General features: G+C 44.1%; 10 protein-coding genes. 7 read left to right on the forward strand and 3 right to left on the reverse strand.

The window, feature by feature from the left end; translation table 11 throughout:
- The first annotated feature begins 21 nt into the window (after positions 1–21).
- Positions 22–1,614 carry an S-layer homology domain-containing protein gene (locus EIZ39_RS21745; protein ID WP_483296065.1) on the forward strand — a complete coding sequence of 531 codons (1,593 nt, stop codon included), beginning with the start codon at positions 22–24 and terminating at the stop codon, positions 1,612–1,614.
- Between the two features lie 278 nt (positions 1,615–1,892).
- On the opposite strand, the gene EIZ39_RS21750 is transcribed toward EIZ39_RS21745, so the two are convergent.
- The gene (locus EIZ39_RS21750) at positions 1,893–4,106 is read right to left on the reverse strand and encodes an S-layer homology domain-containing protein (protein WP_129202842.1); all 2,214 of its coding nucleotides are present in this window, start codon (positions 4,104–4,106) and stop codon (positions 1,893–1,895) included.
- 268 nt (positions 4,107–4,374) lie between these two features.
- Here EIZ39_RS21750 and EIZ39_RS21755 point away from each other — a divergent pair, with 268 nt between their 5' ends.
- The 4 genes from EIZ39_RS21755 (at position 4,375) to prfB (ending at position 9,126) form a co-directional block, all read left to right on the forward strand.
- Positions 4,375–4,572: a cold shock domain-containing protein gene (locus EIZ39_RS21755; RefSeq protein WP_129202844.1), complete on the forward strand. Its 198-nt coding sequence runs from the start codon at positions 4,375–4,377 to the stop codon at positions 4,570–4,572.
- 189 nt (positions 4,573–4,761) lie between these two features.
- Positions 4,762–5,319 (forward strand): ribosome hibernation-promoting factor, HPF/YfiA family, encoded by a 558-nt coding sequence (hpf, locus tag EIZ39_RS21760; protein ID WP_129202846.1) that lies wholly within the window; start codon positions 4,762–4,764, stop codon positions 5,317–5,319.
- Positions 5,320–5,511: 192 nt separating this feature from the next.
- Entirely contained in the window at positions 5,512–8,019 is a 2,508-nt protein-coding gene (gene secA, locus EIZ39_RS21765) for a preprotein translocase subunit SecA (RefSeq protein ID WP_129202848.1), read from the forward strand.
- Between the two features lie 5 nt (positions 8,020–8,024).
- Positions 8,025–9,126, forward strand: a protein-coding gene (gene prfB / locus EIZ39_RS21770; RefSeq protein ID WP_129202850.1) for a peptide chain release factor 2 whose coding sequence is annotated in 2 segments (ribosomal slippage) — positions 8,025–8,096 and positions 8,098–9,126 — 1,101 coding nt in all. Because the reading frame shifts where the segments join, the coding sequence is not laid out codon by codon here.
- A 517-nt stretch (positions 9,127–9,643) separates the two neighbouring features.
- Here the strand turns inward: prfB and EIZ39_RS21775 are convergent.
- Positions 9,644–10,633 carry a copper amine oxidase N-terminal domain-containing protein gene (locus tag EIZ39_RS21775; RefSeq protein WP_129202852.1) on the reverse strand — a complete coding sequence of 330 codons (990 nt, stop codon included), beginning with the start codon at positions 10,631–10,633 and terminating at the stop codon, positions 9,644–9,646.
- A gap of 165 nt (positions 10,634–10,798) precedes the next feature.
- Here EIZ39_RS21775 and EIZ39_RS21780 point away from each other — a divergent pair, with 165 nt between their 5' ends.
- Complete coding sequence (locus tag EIZ39_RS21780; protein ID WP_129202854.1) at positions 10,799–11,674, forward strand: YitT family protein; 876 nt, start codon at positions 10,799–10,801, stop codon at positions 11,672–11,674.
- A 139-nt stretch (positions 11,675–11,813) separates the two neighbouring features.
- Here EIZ39_RS21780 and EIZ39_RS21785 read toward each other — a convergent pair whose 3' ends face one another.
- Positions 11,814–13,673: an ATP-binding protein gene (locus EIZ39_RS21785; protein ID WP_129202856.1), complete on the reverse strand. Its 1,860-nt coding sequence runs from the start codon at positions 13,671–13,673 to the stop codon at positions 11,814–11,816.
- Positions 13,674–13,902: 229 nt separating this feature from the next.
- Here EIZ39_RS21785 and EIZ39_RS21790 point away from each other — a divergent pair, with 229 nt between their 5' ends.
- Positions 13,903–21,786, forward strand: a complete 7,884-nt coding sequence (locus EIZ39_RS21790) for an S-layer homology domain-containing protein (protein ID WP_164985246.1) — start codon at positions 13,903–13,905, stop codon at positions 21,784–21,786.
- The last annotated feature ends 36 nt before the right edge of the window (positions 21,787–21,822 follow it).

The raw sequence follows: 21,822 nt of genomic DNA on the forward strand, positions 1-21,822 counted from the left end.
AACCAAGCGAAGTTAAAGGATCTGCAAGTTAAAGATCGACCCTTAAATGAAACGTTTGCCAGTGACCGGATGACGTACACGCTCCACGTGGTCAAGGGAACCGCGAGTGTGGATGTGACCGCTGTAGCGGAAGATCCGAAAGCAAAGGTGAAGATTGGAGGTCACGATGCCCAGTCAGGCACGAGCACCCGAACGGTAACGTTGAACACGGATGGCACTCCAACCCCGATTGAGATCGGGGTGACGGCAGAGGATGGGGTAACAACCGAAACCTATACTTTGATGGTGTCCTCGCGTTCTAGTTCTAATGGTGGTAGTNTGATGGTGTCCTCGCGTTCTAGTTCTAATGGTGGTAGTGGTGAAGGCAGCAGTGGAGGTGGAGGTAGTTCAGTGATGGGAACATCTTCATCAAAACCTGTGTTGCAATTCTATTTTTCTATTGATGGGAAATCAAATACAGCAGCGACTATGATAAAGAAGGATAATCAGCTTTATTTAGCTCCTATCGAACCAAAAGCTATTAAGTATCAATATATGGTGCCATTTACAACTCTAAAAGAGATTATGGACATTGAGCCTAATGCTGTTATAGTATTTGATACACAAATAAGTTCTTTTAGATTTTCAGTTGCTGAGATTAAGAAAGAAATGATAGGTACAATTCGGCCAGCTGGTCTTGAAGATGCAAATTTGATACTGTCTATAGGTTATGTAGATGGGGAGAGCAAACGAGAAATGGATAATAAGCTTGAGTTACTAGGAGGGGTCAGCTTAGTAACGCCGATAGAATATAATATAAAACTTGAAAAGGATGGGTTAGAAGTCACTCTAGAAAAATTCAGCACTTATATAGAGCGAGGAGTCAGGTGGAACGGTCTTATTCAATCTGATAATATCCAAACTGCTGGTTTATATTATGAACCTATTACCAAGTCTTACTATCCCGTGCCAATGTACATAGATGACATGGGGCAAGAAAAAGATTTTGTATTAAAGCATCAAGGAAATGGTGCTTATATTGTAATAAAAAACGAGGAAACATTTAAGGATATCACTGGACATTGGGCGAAGCAAGAAATAGAGACGATGGCTTCCAAGCTGATTGTAAAAGGAAGGACCGAAGACCAGTTTTCTCCGCAATCTACCATTACCCGTGCAGAAGTAACAGCTCTTCTTAACAAAGCTTTAAGTTTATTGTTAGAGAGGGAACTGTATCCAAATGAGTTAAAGTTTATAGATGTACCCTCTAGTGCTTGGTATGCTGATTCGATCAGATCATCGGTACGAGGAGATTATATCGTGGGTTACGAGAATCAAACTTTCAGACCGAATCAGGACATGACAAGGGAAGAGCTTGCCGTAGTATTAGACAACGTAATTGTTAAGATCCAAGGAATGAAAGAATATAAACAAATGGCTGAAAAGGTTCTTGCTAACTACGAGGATAATAAATATATTTCATGGTGGGCTAAGAATTCGGTGACAAGAATGATCGGAAAGGGGATCTTGAAGGGAAGAAGTGCAAATAAATTCTCGCCTAAAGATAAAGTAACTCGTGCGGAAGCTACGGTCATGTTTCTTAGGGTCTTACAATATCTTAAGTTCATGAATTGAAAATTGAAGGGTGTTACATAAACCTCCCATTCATTCAGAAGAGGTTATCTCTTTTAGACCACTGCTGTTTTAGTGGTCTCTTTTAATAGCTCAATAAAGTGTTGGTAATTCATATCTTGCTAATTAATGATTAGATCACCCAGTTCAATCCACCCTTATAGGATGATTGAGAAAAAATACACTTACTCTTAATAGAAAAACCCTGTTTGACTGCTCACAGCATTCAAACAGGGTCTTTTTTGGTGTTATCCCGATCTATATGGAGAAGCTTCTACTTGTTATTTACCAAATAAATCCTTTTCTAACATAATTCTATAAACAAGGGTAGCTGCTTCTTGATACTCCAATCTGTTCTGAGGTTTAAACATATTGGATTCACCCTTCATTATACCAGCTTTGGTCACTGCTACTACAAACGGTTTAGCCCAATTAGAGATTTGTACATAGTCCGTATAAGTCTTATTTAATTGACTGTTAAGGCTTTCCAAATCTTTCTCGGTATAACTTGATACTTTCAGTTGAAGCGCTCTAGCAACAATTACTGCTGCTTCTTCCCTAGACAGATGTCCGTCAGGATCAAAATAGTTTCTTCCTGAAGAATCTGTACGCTTTCCTTGGATGAGACCATTTACTAAGGCCGCCATTATATAATTGTTAGAATTTCTATTTGATCCAATGGAGTTCGGAGGTTCACCATAGGAAATAGTTGTATTATCCCTAACACTATTATCGGTATTAGACCTAGCGTTTGCTCTTATATTTACATTGGCAGGGTTTTTGGATATAAAGGAAATTTGGTTACCACTAATTGAAATGTTATAGTAGTCATCTAGTCCAGCCAATTGAGCTTTTTCTTTAATTTTCTGTAGAACACTTGCAGCTGTATCATGAGAATCAGTCTGTACTGTAAATTCAACTACATCCTTATTCGCATTATTTCCTGCTTCGTCTTCTTCAATGTCATTATCCGTGATTGTAATTAAAGTCGAGCTCGCGTAAACGTTATTTGTTACACTATAAAATGCAGTACCCGGAGTATTACCGTTCCCGGCAGTCAAGTTGTGCATTGCAATTGGGGTATTTGTTACTTTCTCCATTGTTAGGGTAATTTGGCCCTTGTTTTCCTTATCAATTGAAGTGAATATTACTTCGTTCCCAGTAGAAGTTATATTATATTCTCTAGTAATGTTAATAATCTTAGTTGCCTCTGCTGCAATTTTTCGAGCAATAACGTCGGGTGTATCCCCTTTAGAAATATGTGTATGGAAAGTTTCCGCTGGAAGACTTAGTGTATCTCCAAATGTGATTTTCAAAGTTTGATCAACATTGGACTGTCCAATTACTTTCAAGGTATTTACTTGTTTTTTTCCAATTGAACTATAGTGGGCATCTGAGATATCGGCAAAGTAACTATCGTATGGAACAGGGCTCCAGTTCATGGCCTTAGATATCATGACTGTATAATCATAGCGATTGATTGGACTGGCAAGATTATCACGAAGGAGACCATTACTACCTGTAGCTTCAACTATTCCCTTATAGGCTAAACTCATAAGAGCAGGTGCTGCCCAATTTTCAAGATCACGGTACGTTTTGAAGCTATATATAACAGCATAAGTCCCAAAACTAGGTATGGTGGCACTGACGGTGGATTTTTTAGAATCTACATACCCACCGATAGGGTACCACTGTCCATTTTCTGTTAGGCGTGCAATGGAGATATTGTACATTGCAACATCTTTAGCTATTCCACTACCTGCAAAAGATAACGTGATTTTACCGGGTTTTGAGAAATTATTGTCATTATCATTAGTTCCATCAGAGATGAAGTAACTAGGACTTCGAAAACTGTATCCATCGCTAGGAGTCACTCCGCTGTTTAAACGTTCCATAGAATTCTCAACCTTAAAGTGCAAGGTTTGTTCTGGTGCAATGGTTTGAGTATCGTAGGAATTTGTAATAAAGCTACCTACAGGAAATTCCAGTAATACATTCCCGTTAAATGCGGTTACTTTCTTTCCTGTTTGAAAAGGGGTAGTAAACTCTGCTCCGGCAGACTCCATGTTATAATAGTTCAGGGTAATCGTGATACTATCATCTAGAGGTTCAAAATCGTCTCCTTCATCATCTTCTTGGACAAGTCTTTCAACTTCAATTTCAATTTCTGTTTCCCCAGGCTTTGTAAGTGTAAAGTCCTCAATTAAGAAGGAACCTCCATAGTTACCAACAATCCGTCCCTCTTTACTAGTAACGGTATAAAGGCCTTCTTCCACATCATCATAGGTAATGGGTTCACCACTATAGGATAATTCAAATTCAATGTCTAGCTTGTTTGTAACGATATTCTTACTTTCTGGACTAATTAGCGTGAGAACTAATTTTTCGTTGTCCTCCCCAACAAACTCTTGATCGGCAGCTAGTACATTATTTGCACTGACTGGAGACATCAATAAGGCCAGTGTACAGACCAGTGCACAGAATCTTTTTCGCATTTTACCCCTCTCCTCCAAGTAATCTATTAAAAATTAATTTTACACATTAGTAATTATCGGCAATATTATTTAAATTGTTAATACTTTTTATCTAATCTTGTAGTTTTTTGTAGTAAAAAAGTAACAGATGGGTACGGATTCTAATAATTGACAACTCCCTCCCAACCGTGCTATATTTTATCTAATGGATTACAATCAAATTGGACATACTACATAAGGGACAGTTTGAATTGCCCATTAAGTTTACCTTTGAAAGGAAGTAAAGAGCATGCAAGGAAAAGTTAAATGGTTTAACGCAGAAAAAGGTTTTGGTTTCATCGAGAGAGACGGTGGAGATGACGTATTCGTACATTTCTCCGCAATCACTGGAGACGGCTTCAAGACTCTTGAAGAAGGCCAATCCGTTGAGTTTGACATCGTTGATGGGGCTCGTGGACCACAAGCTGCTAACGTTGTAAAACTATAACGCAAACAATAAAGACCCTGGATCGTCAGATCCAGGGTCTTTCTTATTTTTCGTGTTCACTCATACATAAAATCCATGGCATTGAGTTCACAAATATTTCATCAAAGTTGATTATTTTGGGTCGTAATGTGGAAGGATTTTGATGTAAGATGGAGAAGTTAGTAAGTACATGAAAGGAGGAGTTGCATAATGAGATACAACATCCGTGGAGAAAATATTGAAGTAACACCAGCCTTAAGAGAGTATGTAGAGAAAAAGGTAGGTCGCTTGGAGAAGTATTTTGATGATATTTCCCCATCCACTGAGGCTCATGTAACTCTAAGGGTTTTACGAGACGAACACACCATTGAGGTTACGATTCCAATGCCAGGAGTCATCCTTCGCGCAGAGGACACACATACAGACATGTATGCTGCTACTGACTTAGTTGTAGAAAAGTTAGAAAGACAAATTCGCAAGCATAAGACCAAGGTGAACCGCAAGTTCCGCCAAGAAGGCAGCTTGAAGACTTTGTTCGCAGAACCGGTTAACGGTGCTGCTGTAGAGGAAGAAGAAGAAGGCAAGATCGAGATCGTCCGTAATAAGCGCTTCGCGATGAAGCCAATGGACGCAGAAGAGGCTGTTCTTCAAATGGACATGTTAGGCCATAACTTCTTCGTTTTCGCGAATGTGGATAATGATGGAGTAAGCGTGGTTTACAAGCGTAAAGATGGACGTTACGGTTTGATTGAGCCGGAATTAGAATAAATGTAGTAAAAAGAGATCTCCTTCATTAGAAGGAGGTCTTTTTGCACGTTTGGTAAACTTTCCCGCAACTTCTTAACTCCTCACCTCGTATATAGTGAATAATACCATGGAACATTTCTTGTCTTGTCCACGTATTTACAGTACAATTAATTGTTAGGAAAAGTTTTTTAATTTGGAAGGAGATATCTCCCTATGCTAGGTATTATGAAGAAGCTTTTTGGCTCTTCGGATGAGCGTGAAATAAAGAAGCTTTTTAAGCGCGTAGAAGTAATTAATGGCTTAGAGCCTCAAATACAGCAACTTACAGATGATCAACTCAAAGCGAAAACGGAAGAATTCAAAGGACGTCTACAGAACGGTCAATCTCTTGACGATATCCTGCCTGAAGCGTTTGCCGTGGTTCGTGAAGCTTCCAAGCGTGTTCTTGGAATGCGCCACTATGACGTACAGTTGATCGGTGGCATGGTGCTTCACGATGGACGTATTGCCGAGATGAAGACGGGGGAAGGGAAAACCCTTGTATCCACTCTTCCAACCTACCTTAATGCGTTGACAGGCCGTGGAGTTCACGTTGTTACGGTAAATGAATACTTAGCGGCTCGTGACGCGGCAGAGATGGGTCAGTTGCATAACTTCCTAGGTTTGTCTGTTGGTTTGAACCGTTCTGGATTAAGTCCGGAAGAGAAGAGAGCGGCGTATAACTGTGATATTACGTACGGGACGAACAATGAGTTTGGGTTCGATTACTTGCGTGACAACATGGTCCTTTATAAAGAGCATATGGTGCAGCGTGATTTGTACCATGCCATCGTGGATGAGGTGGACTCCAACCTGATTGACGAGGCAAGAACACCGTTGATCATCTCGGGACAAGCACAGAAGTCTACGGATCTTTATTATGTGGCTGCTCGTTTCGTGAAGATGTTAAAGGAAGAAGAGCATTTTGCGATTGACGAAAAGACTCGCGGGATCACTCTGACAGATGATGGGGTAGCTCGCATTGAAAAAGCCTTTAACATTGATAACCTTTATGATGCTAACCATATGTTGCTGAATCACCATATTCAAAATGGCCTCCGTGCAGAATATATTATGAGAAAAGATGCGGATTACGTGGTTCAAGATGGTGAAATTATCATTGTCGATGAATTTACTGGACGTATGATGCAGGGGCGCCGATACAGTGATGGTTTGCACCAGGCGATCGAAGCGAAGGAAGGCTTGAAGGTTCAAAATGAGAGTATGACGCTTGCGACGATCACCCTTCAAAACTATTTCCGGATGTACGAGAAGCTTTCCGGGATGACAGGAACGGCGAAGACAGAGGAAGAAGAGTTTAAGAAGATCTACGGCATGGATGTGGTCATTATTCCTACGAATCGTCCTGTTTTGCGGGAAGATCTGCCGGATATGATTTATAAGAGTGAAGCGGCTAAGTATCGCAATGCTGTTGAGGAAATTGTGAAGCGTCATAAGACAGGGCAACCGATTCTTGTCGGGACAACAACGATTGATAAGTCGGAGTTGCTTTCTGCCATGTTGAAGAAAAAGGGAGTGCCTCATACCGTCTTGAATGCAAAGCACCATGCGAAGGAAGCGGACATTGTCGCACTTGCCGGGCAAAAAGGAGCTGTGACCATCGCTACGAACATGGCGGGTCGTGGTACGGATATCAAGTTAGGAGCTGGCGTACACGAGCTAGGTGGACTTCATATCCTCGGTACAGAGCGTCATGAGAGCCGTCGTATTGATAACCAGCTTCGTGGCCGTGCGGGCCGTCAAGGGGACCCAGGTTCGTCTCAGTTCTATCTTTCTTTGGAAGATGAATTGATGCGTCGATTCGGTTCTGAGAATATCATGAATATGATGGATCGCTTAGGGATGGAAGAGGATGTTCCTATTGAGAGCCGTATGGTTTCTCGTGCGATTGAATCCGCTCAGAAGCGTGTAGAAGGAAATAACTTTGACGTACGTCGTGTCGTTCTCCAGTATGACGACGTGATGAACCAACAGCGTTCCGTTATCTACAAGCAGCGTCGTGAAGTTCTAGAGAGTTCGGATCTTCGTGAGATTGTCCTGAAGATGATCTATTCTCATATGAACCGCTTAGTTGAGATGTTCTGCCCAGCTAGCGAAGTTCCTGAAGAATGGAACCTAGATGGTCTAGTTGAGCAAGCGGAGGCTACCTTCTTGACTGAGGGTGCTTTAACGGTTAAGGATATTAAAGGCATGGAAGCGGAAGAAATCGTAGAGAAGTTCAAGCAAGTGATTGATCGTCTCTATGAAGAGCGCGAAGCTTATATGGGGCCTGAACACATGCGCGAATTTGAGAAGGTTGTTCTTCTTCGTTCGGTTGACAGCAAGTGGTTGGATCATATTGATGCGATGGATCATCTGCGTCAAGGGATTCATTTGCGAGCTTATGCCCAAAATGACCCTCTTCGCGAGTACCAATTTGAAGGCTTTGAGATGTTTAACGAGATGATTGCTCGCATTGAAGAGGAAGTGTCGACGTATATCATCAAGGCCCAGGTATCCGTGGGTGGCTTAGAGCGTCAAGAAGTCGCTAGAGGAGTGGCTGTCAATCCGAAGGATGAGACACCGAAGACTGTCGTACGCAGTGAGGAAGAGAGGATCGGTCGCAACGATCCTTGCCCTTGCGGAAGTGGGAAGAAATATAAGAACTGCCATGGGGAGTGATGGAAGTGGAAGTATCTGAATTACGAAACGAGCTATCCATCATAGCTAAAAAATTGAGTGATATTAGGGGGTCTCTTTGACCTCGATTATAAAACCGAGCGGATCGCCGAGATGGAAGAGAAGATGGCGAATCCGACCTTCTGGGATGACAATGAAGCAGCACAGAAAGTGATCAGTGAAGTCAATGCCTTGAAGGAATCCGTTACGAAGGTTCAAGAGTTGGATACGAGCTACGAGGACCTACAGTTGATGCTGGAGCTCATGGTGGAGGAGAAGGATGAGTCCCTCCTGCCGGATTTGGTTGAAGGAGTAAAGTCCTTGATTAAAGATGTTAATGACTTTGAGCTTCAACTTCTGCTAAGTGGTCCTCATGATAAAAACAACGCTATTCTGGAGCTTCATCCGGGAGCGGGTGGAACAGAGTCTCAAGACTGGGCGGAGATGCTCCTTCGTATGTATACTCGCTGGTCAGAGCGCCAGGGATACAAGGTAGAGACCATGGATTACCTACCCGGAGATGAAGCGGGAGTCAAGAGCGTAACCTTGTTGATCAAAGGATATAATGCGTACGGTTATCTCAAATCGGAGAAGGGAGTGCACCGCTTGGTGCGTATCTCTCCGTTTGACTCGTCCGGGCGTCGACACACTTCTTTTGTTTCTTGTTCGGTTGTACCTGAGATTGAGGACGATGTCGATGTGGATATTCGCACGGAAGACTTGAAGATCGATACGTATCGATCGAGCGGAGCTGGGGGGCAGCATATCAATACGACCGACTCTGCGGTGCGTATTACCCACATTCCGACTGGGGTTGTCGTGACCTGCCAGTCCGAACGATCTCAGATCAAGAACCGAGAGAAGGCCATGAAGATCTTGAAGGGTCGACTTTTTGAGAAGAAGATCGAAGAGCAAGAAGCGGAGCTCGCCAAGATCCGTGGAGAGCAAAAGGAAATCGGCTGGGGAAGCCAGATTCGTTCCTACGTCTTCCATCCTTATAGTATGGTGAAGGATCACCGTACAGGAGAGGAAACTGGGAACACGCAGGCTGTAATGGACGGGGAAATTAGTCCATTTATTAATGCGTATTTGCGCTGGCAGATGAATTAAATGAAAGAGAGGTCAGGCTCCCACATGGAGTCTGACCTCTTTGATTTGTTACTAGGACTGCTTCGTGAGATTGTAACTATTGTTTGGGACAAAGGGGTGATTTTCGTGACATTGCTAGCAAATAGAGGTAGATGGAGGGGGATTGGTCCCTTTTTATTTGTAATTATAATAGCGACGTGAGTTTGATTAGCTTTTTCGGGAGAAAACTTGGTGTTTATTTGAAATGATTCCTTGCAACGTGAGATTGAAGACTGAGTTCGTGACAAAAACGGCCAAATTCGTGAGATTACTGAAAAAATCGTGAGTTTCGTCCCAGTTCCGGAGCTGCTAAGGCTTATTCTACAACTCTTTCAACACATGAACTGATTAAACAAGAAAAAACTGTCCATCACTACTCAATGATAGCCTTAGATGTTAGTCCACTGGGCTGTTTTTTAAATTAAAAACCTAAAAACTAGACCCAAAATCATTGATTTTAAAAAATAATAGGGCACCCCATAGGGGCACCCTTCTCCTCTTACTTTGTCTCAGTAGCAGTTTCGTCTTGAGTCTGTTCTTCAGTCGCTTCTGCATTAACCGTTGTTTCCTCTGTATCTGCTACTTCTTCTTTCGCTGTATCCCCAATCACCACGACGGTCTGGGTTTCTTGCTCCCATAACACCTTAGCCTTTAAGCTTTCGCTCAAAAAGCGAAGAGGAATCACGGTTCGGCCCTTGTTGATCTTAGCTGGAACATCAAGTGTGTATTCTTGTCCATCAACTGTTGCTTCCATGCTATCGATGGTAATGACAACACTTACCCCATCCTTCGTTACCGTTACGGTGCGTGTTTCCGCATTCCATACGACTTCTGCTCCTAAAGCTTCAGCGAGGGCACGGAAAGGAACAAGGGTGCGTCCGTTTTCGATGGTTGGCATGACGTCCATTTCTGGTTCCACACCGTTAACCAAAGCTTTCACGCCGACTTTCCCCATTTGCTTCATGAGCTTGCCCACTTCTTTATATTGCTTAAGAATTTCTTCGTCAGTTCCAGTATGTAACTTTTTAGCATAGTCTTGTTGAACTTTAAGAGCCTCTTCTAGCTTCCCTAATTCTACATAAACAGCAGCTAAGGAACCAACAGCAACTTCAGCTTCTTCTCCTTCTAAGGTATCTAGTTCCTCTTGAAGCTTAGCCAGCTCGTCGAGTTGCCCCTTCAGTGCATCCACTCGGTTTTGAATAGATCCAAGCTTGCCCTCTAAGGCTTGTCCCGGAACTTCTTGTTGAGAGAATTGATCAAGCTTCTCTTTGATGCGATCTATTTTCTGGATAAACTTTTCGTTGGTTGCTTCTTCTTTTTCCGTATATACATCTGTTGTTACAGAAGCATTCACCGTTGTCGTAACTTCTACGCTCTTGCCATTGTTGGCTTTTCCTTTATCCTGATTCCCCTGAGCGAAGGCTCCTTGAGAGAAGATAAGACTAGCGGCAAGAATTCCCATAGTGGCAGGTTTCCAATGTTTTTTCATGGTGAAATGTTTCCCCTTTCTGTTTTGAAAAACTTTTGTTACTTACTATTACGAGGGGATGAATTGTTTTATGGGGGGGGGGAGGCGATCAAGTTTGGGTTTTCCTTGCCATTAACGGATAAAATATGATCAACAAATTAATTTTTAGATAGGATTGTCTGGCTTATGGAACAGGCTGTAAACAATAGAAGACGAGAAAAAGGAAATTCTCCTTGGTTAACGGTTGTAAGAGAATATGTTTTTTTGATTGCGGGTTCTCTTACGGTTGCGATTGCGTTTAACTTATTCCTCAATGCGTTTAATATTGCGTCAGGGGGAGTCAGTGGGATCAGTATTATTACAAAGGACCTTTTTGGCTGGAAACCGGCTTTTACCCAGTGGGGGTTGAATGCTTTACTTATTTCTCTGGGGTTTGTTTTGCTTGGAAGGCAATTTGGTCTAAAGACCATCACGGGGACCATTATTCTACCTTTATTCGTGTTTCTTACCGAAGGCTGGCCGACGATCACAGATGAACCCTTGTTAGCTGCTCTGTACGGCGGGGTAGGAGTAGGGTTAGGATTAGGGTTGGTGTTTCGTGGGAATGCTTCGACGGGAGGAACGGATCTCGTGGCTCAGATTATCCACAAATATACGGGATTGTCTCTTGGAATTGCGATCCTACTCGTAGATGGACTTGTGGTTGTCACAGCTGCGCTTGTGTATGGACCTGAGCTTGCTCTCTACGCTCTCATTTCACTATACATTACGGGGAAAACCATTGACGTCATCCAGGTTGGATTGGGTGTATCTAAGATGGCTTTTATTATTTCGGAGAACTTGGAGCCGATTCAGGAGGCCATTCTTTATGACTTGGATCGAGGCGTGACGAGGATACCGGGCCAAGGGGGATTTACGGATAAAGAAAGACCGGTGTTGCTTTGTGTGGTTTCTCAAAATGAAATTAACGGATTAAAGAAGCTTGTTCAAGAAACTGATCCGGATGCCTTTATTATTGTAACGGATGCCAATGAAGTGTTGGGGGAGGGGTTTAAAAGGTAGAAGGTTGGTCTCAAAGCTCGTATGGACCCATAGTGGGAGCTTAATTTAATAAAATGAAATAAACTCCCACTTATTGTTCGATAGAGCCCTTAGAGATCCTTTTTTCCGTCTTACGGTTTAATATCTTTAGTCTTCTTCTCTACCTACTCATCATAACGGCAGACAAACGTTCGATCGCTTTCTTCGTCGTACGATAATAAGTGCTTAAGGAAATATTCAGCTCCTCGGCAATTCCTTCATGGGAATCATTCTTTTGTAGATAGGTTTTGGTTAATAGGTCAGAATAGAGCCGATCTTCTTTGTGGCTGGAGGCCATGGACTGCAATGCTTGGTCTATTTTCTGACGCAAGAATAAGGGGAGCTCTGTCACTTCATGAGATTGTTTCGTGCTATCTTTAAAGGACTGAAGAAGCTTAAGCTCGTGCTCTAAGAAGTGATATTTGGTAAGAAGTTTCTTTATTAGGATTGTAAATGATTGACCGTCAATTGGCCTTGGTGAGCGCATATGATTTCTCTCCATGAAAACCTCGAACCAATCCCGTTCTCGCAAGTCGATTTGAAAGATATGTTGATAGGCGATGAGATCTTGAAAACCTAAGGAGCGAAAAATGGGAGCAAGAGATGGGACAGATGTAACAACAGTAATGATCTTCCTTCGAACCATCTGTCGAAATACATAGCGTAGAATGGACCCGGCCGTTTGTGGCTCATGCGGTTCTGAAATATAAACAAGGTACTCCTCTTCTCTAAGGGGAGCAGTCTTAATATAGTCCGTTAGGAGTGGATCACCAACCAAAGTCCGTCTAATCTTTTCATTGAACTCAACGAAAACGACATAGGCCATCATTTGGCTCTGTGCCCAAAAAACTTTGACAGTTGCTGGTTCAACCTCCCATAAAGTCGCGATAATTGGATCGGACTTGAATAAGTGAAGATCGGTTTCCTTCACTTGTCGTTCTTCTAGATCTAAGTAACGGTCAATAAAGCACATCTCTTGAACGGGTTCATCCCCAGAAAGTTGAATCATCTCAACAACCGCATGGCCTTGAAGGTGTTGGGGGACGGATGCCACCGATGTCTGAATAACAGTAAGTGCCCGCTTTTTGAACTCTACATATTTACTTGGGAATCTAACTATAAGGTCACGGAGAATCCAGCGACGAAGCGGTGGTACGATCGTCCAGCCTTCTTCAGCGAGAGTGACAAAAGGGAATTTACAAAGCTGCTTGAAGATGGAATGGTCATAATGCTCTTCCATTACTTCTTTAAGCCATTCTTCATTAAACCTCCAAAATAAAGCAGCGGTATAAAGCATCCATGGATCACGGAATGCTTGCTCTGAAATGATGCTCCTCAATAGAGATTGAATCAATTGATCCTGTTGAAGTGCTTCACCTTCACCTCTATTCCTCCAGTACTTGCAAGCCTCCTGTAAAGCTAGGGGCACCCCTCCCGAAAATCGTTCAATGGCCTCTTGAGAAGTAACCTCTTTAATACCTTGGAGAGACATGTAATGAGAAATAGCAACGCGAGAAAAAGGCTCTACCTTCATGAAACGGATGAGATGGCCCCACCCAAATTCCTGAACCCATTCTCGGTCTAGTGGCTGGCGGTCGATGGTGACGACACGGATTTTGGTCGAGAGCATAGGGATCCACTCTTCCCGAAGCCATCGTTCAATCGGTTTCATGCGTTCAATGGAATCCAACACAAGAAGGACTCCGTGTTGACCTTGTTCTTTTTCTTTCAACTTTCCGGATACTGCACTTAAGAATTCCTCTCTTTCTTGGAATTCTTGGCTTAGATAAATCGTATTGGAGGGAAAAAAGCGCTGAGAAAAAACGCGTATAAGAGCCGTTTTCCCGATTCCTCCATAACCATGGATATGAACAAGATTCCATTGGGGGTCAAAGAGCCAGGAACGTAGTTGCTCCATTTCTTTTTCCCGTCCCACAAAAAAATGATGAGCAGTTTGGGTAAGCCATTCAGATATATGCATAAAACTCCCCCTCAGGATTTCATATATATACAGTATATTTCGCTCCTATCGACGACAACTCCTTCCAAAAAATCGGACAGATTGACAGTAATTTGACAAGAAATTGAAATGGAAAAGCCTACCTGTTTGCATTTATTGTAAGGAAATGAAGATGTTCTTTTTAACGAAAAGGGGGTGTGATGAAAGCAAAGCTATTAGTTCAAACAGGTTGGAGGTAGATGACACAGCGATGAGACGAACATTATTAAAGTTAAGGAAGAAGCTTCCGCTCTTTTTAACCTTTGTGATGCTGTTTGGGCTTCTTCCTCTTCCGCAGGCTACCGCTCTGGAGGAAGAGACAAGCGTCATGAAGACACCCGTGACGGAGGAGGTTTATCAGGTTCAGCAGCAGCGATCTCAGCCGAAAAGTTCCTCTCTGGCATGGAATCAACTAACGAAGCTAGATCGGGGTATACTTCCAAGTATTTATGTTTCAGAGGAACCGATATCGAGAATGAGTAGTAGTGGTCGATATGTGGGCGTTATTCGTATGAACGTATCCATGGGTGAACCTATGGAGGTTCGTGAGGTGGTTTCCGTCTTTGATCGATTAACCGGTGAGATTGATAATGTGATGGGGCCTTCCTCTATGTCTTCTTTTAATAGAATACGAAATTTTGACATGAGTGACGATGCGCGTTTTATTGCATTCTCCCATATAGAAGACTTATATCCTCAGGTGACTAAGGTGTATGTGTTCGATCGGGTAACTCGAGAGCTAGAGACCATTACGCAAACGGGCGGCCGCAGTGATAGCGGAAATGGAAACGATCGAGTAGAGATTAGCGGAGAAGGGCGTTATATCGTATTTGATTCCCTTGCCAAAGGGTTAGTGGAAGAGGACCAAGACGAGAAGCGGGACGTGTTCCTCTATGATCGTGAAACCAAGACGACTACTCGCATCAGTACCCGTCCAGGTCTCACGGAAGAGGACCTAGGTCACAGTAGTTCCCCCTCCATGAGCATGGATGGACGTTATATTGCCTTTGATTCTGAGGTGAATCTTTTAAATTCTGCGGAGTACAACTACATGACAAATGTTTACCTCTATGACCGGGACACAGGGACAATCAGGCGGATAAGTGATGGACTGGGCGGAGAGGTGCCCGACGGGTGGAGTTACGAACCTTCGATTAGTGCAGATGGGCAAACCGTTGCCTTCTTATCTGATGCGTCGAATTTAGTAGAGGGTGATGAGAATTATGAAGCAGATTTATTTATTTATAATAACCAACGTGGTATCCAACGTATAGCGTTTGTACCGGATGGTAACGATCATGGGATGTTTATCAAGAGCCCATCCATTAGTCCGGATGGTAAATATGTTGGTTATGAGCTTCTTCAATATGGTGATGAGGATGAGATCAAGGAAGCGTATGTGGCGGACATTGAAGCCCAAGCTTCCGTAAGGGTCACAGTCCCTCAGTCGCCTCTTGGACTAATCAATCCTAGTCGATTACCGACTGTGGGAATGGATGGTAATCCTGTCGTTTTCTTTTCCATGTATAACGAGAGCCTGAATGGAAACGACTTCGAGCTACCAGGCATGTTTGTAGCTTCTATGGGCAGTGCACCCACATGGCCTACAGGCAGTGAGCTACAAGTGGAAGGTGGAGAGAATAACACGGTGGTCCTAGGCTGGCCTGATGCTGCAGATTCAAGTGAAGTGTTAGGTTATCAGGTCTACAAGGATGGAACGGTCATTGGCTTTGTTCCATATGGTCAGGGTAATCAGTTTAACAGTGATGTCCAACCTGGAATGCAGCATACCTTCCACATTGAAGCGGTCAATTCGAATTTTCATGTAAGTGCTAAACTGGAAAAAGGTGCGGGATCTGATCCAGGAAACCCGAGTGATCGATTTGACATCTCGTGGGAAGCGGACAACTCGCGCAATGGTCTTCCTTCTCCCGGAAGTGAAATAGAGATTATGGCCTATACGGGTAAAGGGCTTGATGGTCAAGCGGTAATAGAGTACAAGGTTTGGAAGGATGAGAACCATACCGACTCTAAAGCAACGAAACTACTATTGGAGGAAGTGACCCATCTTCCTGGTGCCTATCGTACGAAGTTCGTTCTCGAGGAAGGAACAGCAGAACTGACTTCCTTAACGATAAAGATGAAAGATCCGGCAACAGGTAAAGAAACCGAGAAGAAGGCCGCTAACTTACCCGTTCAAATCAGTGGAAGGGTAAACGTGAATTTTGATAACCCTGGCGATGCCCCTCTGACTGGCGCGGTTCTTTCCTATATTCATCCACGGTTTGGCAGTCATTTTATGATGCTGACGGGGCAAGGAGCGGTGACCTTAGACGGTTTGGTACCAGGAGAAGAGTATCGAATAGTCTTGCGCTCCTCCAATAATCGGCACATCCTAGCCGAAGCAGATGGGGTCAAAGCTGAGGCCGGACGTACGAATAACGTTTCACTAACCATCGAGCAGCCTGCAAAAATCCGTTTTCAAGTTTTAGACCCGAAAGGCCATCCTCGAAGTGGTATACAAATCCAGCTTTACGATGAGAATCAAGAATATCTGGGAAGGTATACGAGTGGTGAAGAAGGCTGGACATATTGGCAAGAAGGCTTGGTCGCAGGAAGTAAAATTACGGCTAAGGTTGATGTGAGCGGTGAATGGGTTCAGAAGGTGCCCGATCAGAGCATTGAGCTTACTCCTGGGGTGAATGAAACAGTTATCCAACTTCAGGCACTTCCCGAAGGTATTTTAAAAGGGAAAGTTGTTAATCCGGCAGGTGAGCCGGTAATGAATGCGCTCGTCAAGGCGACGCAAACCTTTAATGGAAACACGATTGTTAAGGAAGCAAGAAGTAACCTTGACGGAGAATATCAATTTAACTCTATGTTGACAGGGGAAGTAGCTGTGGAGGCCTACGAAACCTCCTATTCTTATCGAACAGAGGAGAGCTTGAAGGCTCATATCACCGTAGGGAATACGACCACGCTGACGATTCCGGTGCGACAGCCTGGGTACGGTGTTGTGAATTTGAAAGTCTTTGTCAAGTATCTTGATACAGACTGGATGGGTCCGGTCAATATGGAACAGATGAATTATATGGTTGAAATTGAAGCGGATCGTGGCGGATGGATGAGAGGGTATTTCCAAAATGCCTACCAGTTCAGTGGCTATCCTGGAGATACAGTTAACGTTTGTGTAACGGGATCTACGCCGAGTTTCATGACGGTATGTAATAAGGCTACGTTAGATGAGAATGCCAATGGAACCGTAGAGATACGGTATGAGGAGAAAGGTGGCCGTGTTCAAGCTAAGCTTGCGCAGATGGATCACCGTTGGGTTAGTGGGTCGCTTTATAGTATTCAAGGCAACTCAAAAAGTTGGTATCGATCTGTAGGGGACTGGGATATGAACGGTGACATGCTGAATCTGAATATCATGGATCCCGGCAACTACCGCTTAGAGCTCACTCGTAGATTAAATTCATCTGAAACTCGATACGAATATGCCAATGTAGAATTTACGGTTCATGATCAGCAGATTGTCAACGTCGGAACTATTCAATTTAGCCCAACGAGTTATTTTGTAAATCAATGGGGAAATCGCTTTACAGCTTGGCCGAACCGGGCGGTCCCCGGCAGTGTGGTTACCTTCCGAGTCTTCTACCAGAACGGGAAAAATAGGGAGGCAAAGGATACCTATTTATTTCTCGACGTTCCTCAAGGCATGTCTCCTGTCATCGATACAAATGGAAATATCATTGTAACAGGAGCTGAAGGAGCGGTGCTCGAAGAAGGAAAGCTAAAGGTTCCGCTTGGTGATCTGACTTCCAATCAGTCTGGAGGCATTACCTATCAATTGAAGGTAGATTCTGCGTTTAATCGAAACACGGTTGCTGTGGCGGCTCAAATTCGATCAAACATTGAGGGGAAATCCATTGAGGAAACGATGGGGACCATTCAATTAGATACGCCGAGGCTAACCCTGGAGCTTCCCGAGGAAATCAGTCAATTGGATACCCAAATCAGCGGTTATGCGCCAGCTGGCAGCACCGTTAAAGTTTATGACGGGCAAGCATTAGTTGGAAGTGCCGTGGCTTCACCTATAGGTTACTGGAGTATGAATGCCACGTTGCCGGATATAGGAAACCCGAGCGTTCATGTTCTGCATGCCGAAACGGAGGCGAATTCTGTTACGCTTCAGAGTGAGAAGGTGTATGTCGATTATGATGATTCTCGTCCAAGGCTGATAGAAATGGCTATGGCCCAAGCGCCCAATCAAAAATGGGTTACCTTCGGCTTAGAAAATGGTATTTCTCGACTGCCCTACTCGGTTGTTCCAGGCAACCCGTTTCAATTTGAACTGAAATTTGACCGACCGGATGATGTAGAGAATGTGTATGTGTACCTTGGGGGACAAATGGGTGAACCGGTTAAGGCTGTACGAAGTGGAGACCTTTACCGTGCAGTTGCGCCTACTGGGCAGGATGCCTTAGGTGGCATATACGTTTCCTATGATGTGGTACCAGGACCATATACGTATGAGGCAGATCAGCCAAGTCTAGAACAAATCCGTCAGTCAATGCCAAGAGGGATGCGGGATTTTGAAGTCGTTTCTACCACTCCTTTTGAATTAAAGGATGGCAAGTATACAGGAACCGCCGTTTTACATTTGCCGCAGCTCGATGATATGAAAATGACAGTGACCTTCACGCTCCAACCCCATGCGGGTTATCAGCCTTCGGATGGCGAAATTGCCTTAGCGCAGAAATCGGGCGATCCCGTGTTGGGCAGTTCATTCGATGCGGTAGAAACGGAAGAAGGGCTCACATCCATCACCAAAGGGTATGTTCCCATGGATCTGATTTTTCAAAATGGAGCCCCGGGGGCGCCTGATGCCTTTACCGCTTTAAGCCGAATTGAACGATGGATTGGCAAAGCGGAACAATATAAGGATCTTGCCGAATACTCCACCCATGTTCATATGGAATTTAACGAAAGGTACAAAACGGTCAAGGATATTAAAGGGCAGTTTGACAGCTATAAAAGCTATGCAGGAAAAATTAACCGCATCACGTACAATGTGGAAAGAGGATTGGACTGTCTGGCTGAACTTCCAACAACCGTCAAGCAAGCGGGAAAAGCTCTTGGTGCCGTTGTCATCGGTGAGGTGGCAAAGGTGGGATTAGGAGCTTGGACCGGAGCCATGGGTCTCGTGGGTCCTGCGGGAGCAGCAGCAGGATTTGCTGCACAGGTCGCAAGCAGTAAAATTGACAAATATGTAGATGCGCAGATTGATTCGATCGGAACAGGCTACAATCAATGTAATGATGAAGATGAAAAGAAACGAAAGAGGAAGAAAATAGCCGATCCAAAGTGGATTTATGATCCAAGTGGTTATGTTTATGAAGCAGTGCCTGAGAACCGCCTGGAGGATGTGCTAGCTACTGTTCTTTATCTTGATGGAGGTCAATGGACGGTCTGGGATGCCGGCCCATACGAGCAAGTCAACCCTCATTATACGGACCGGGAAGGCAGATATGGGTGGGACGTTCCGCCTGGGAAGTGGAAGGTGGTTTGGGAAAAAGAAGGCTATGAAGTGCAGACCAGTGCAGAGCTTGATGTACCGCCGCCACACACAGAAGTGCATGCCGGTCTCATATCAAGAGCAGCCCCTCAGGTTGAGACGGTTACAGGTTACACCTATGAAGGTGGAAGCTTTGTCGATATTGTCTTTACGAAATATCTAAAGGTTTCCGAGCTTCCTAATAGAACCATGGAAATTAAGGATTCTGAAGGATCCGCTCTAGGCGGCACCATTCAATTCGTAGAGGCATCGGAAGACCCAGTTCAAGAAGGGGAAAAGTTGTCGAGGACATTACGTTTTCAACCCAATCAGGAACTTCGTTTGAATGAGCAGTACGATATAAAGATCCATCCACACCCATTTAAGAGCTATGCCGATGTATGGATGACTGATTCCTATACGGGAAGCTTTAGTGTGAAAGAGCTGGATACCGTCGGTCCTCGACCTGTAAGTGCCTCAGGAGATGAAGGTGGAAGGATGATTCGACTTACTTTCAACGAGGCATTGGGAAGAACAATTGATCGAGGAAGATTCGAGGTGAATGGTGCTGAGGGAGCCGTAGTTTCCGCAGTCACAGATGTAAAGGATAGCAAGGTGCTGTATTTAACTTTGACTCAGCCTATTTCTAGTGACGCGCAAGTTCTTATTCGAGAGGGAGCGGCTACAGACTTAACAGGAAATGCTTCTGGTGAAGAGAGTATAACGGTTTCGATCCAGTCTGCGGTATCGAATAATGCCTGGCTTGGGGGACTTGCCATTACTCCAGGTGTATTATCCCCCAACTTTAGCTCGGAGCAGATGAATTATACGCTTCGTCTTCCGGTTTCTGTAGGGGATATTGATGTCACGGCGAGTTTGTCTCATGCTCAAGCCAAGTTGGTTATAGAAGGGGATCTAGCAGCTAGTGGAACGACAAAGAGAGTTCGCATTCCACATACTGGGGAGATTACGCTTGTTTCAACGGCTCCGGATGGTGTCACGAAGCGAATCTATACGATTCAAGTGGAACGTGTGGATGAGACACAAGACGATGCTACACTATCGTCCATAACCGTAAATCCAGGTACCCTGAATCCAATATTCCAGCCAACGGTATTAGAGTATGGGGTCATAGTGGACCAATCCGTAACGGAGCTCACCATTACGGCAGTTGGGAATGACCCTCACAGTAAGTTGAAAATGAATGGGGTAGCTGTAAACAGTGGAAATGCTATGCCTGTAATTATCCCGAGTGATGGGAGGATTCAATTGGAGGTAACGGCTCCAGATGGAGTCACGAGGAATACCTACTTGATTCAAGTGTCTCGAAAATCAGGAAGCTCGGGAGGTTCAGGAGGAGGGTCTACTCCAATCTCTGTAGGGGATTCGCTTGACGTCGGGAAAGATGCCCAGATAGAGAAGCGTAAAGCGGCGAACGGTGGAGTATCTTTACACGTTACTCTAAACAGAGAAACCGTAAAGAAAGCTCTAGAACGCAGAGGAAAAGAAGAAAAGCCACTTTTTGTCGAGACCACTGAGCAGGCGGATGAGTACGTACTAAACTTTGAATCTGAGGTCCTCAACGAACTGAAGAAAGCTTCCGCCGTCGTCATCTGGAAAACAGGTCTAGCTAATCTGACCATCCCGATGGCAAGTGTCGAATCTAAGCTTTCGAAGGGTGTCTATCTGATCATCGGCAAGCCGACGGTGCAAGAAGGGAAGACGTACCTGGAGGCTGCGAAACAACAGAGTACATCGTTAAAGCTTGAGCAAGGTCCTATTCTTGCTGGTGTGTTTGAGCAAACGGGAGAGGCCATATCACCGGTAATGTTTGAGATGGAGTTTCTGTCAAGAGAGGTGAAGCAGGAAGCTGTCTATCATTATCAGCTTAATAAGAGCCTATGGACTTTCTTAAAAAACGGTACCACGGTAAGCATCGATTCACCAAGCATCTTGGCTGTGATGACGTACAACCATTCATTTACAGATCTTATTGGTCATTGGGCAAAAGAAGATATTGAGTGGATGGCTCAACGTTTGTTGGTCAGTGGTTATTCTGTGAGTGAGTTCAAACCACAGCAAGCCGTCAGTCGAGCCGAGTTCACAACGATGTTAGTAAGGGCATTGGGATTAACATCGAATCTATCAGATGGAACAGTACGTTTTACGGATGTTTCTAACGAAGATTGGTTCTATACGACGGTCCGAACAGGGGTTGAAGCCGGCATTGTTACAGGAATGCCTGATGGCACATTCAAGCCGAATGAAACGATCACCAGAGAACAAATGACCATTATGATATGGAAGGCTTACTTGATGAAGATGAAGGAACGTTCCGCTGCGGCTCCTAAGGCCGATCTGAATAGACTAAATCGATACCAAGACAGAGAGCAAGTAGCCAAATGGTCTGCAAATGAAATCGCACTGTCGCTTCAAGAGGGTCTGGTTAAAGGGGTAACAGACCGTCGTTTCGATCCGAAAGGAATGGCGACAAGAGCTCAAGCCGTTGTAGTCATTAAGAACCTCGTAAAAGATTAAAAAGAAAAAGGCTGAACCCAGGGGACATCTTCTTAT

This window comes from Ammoniphilus sp. CFH 90114 (assembly GCF_004123195.1).
In the GTDB taxonomy this organism is placed as follows: domain Bacteria; phylum Bacillota; class Bacilli; order Aneurinibacillales; family RAOX-1; genus YIM-78166.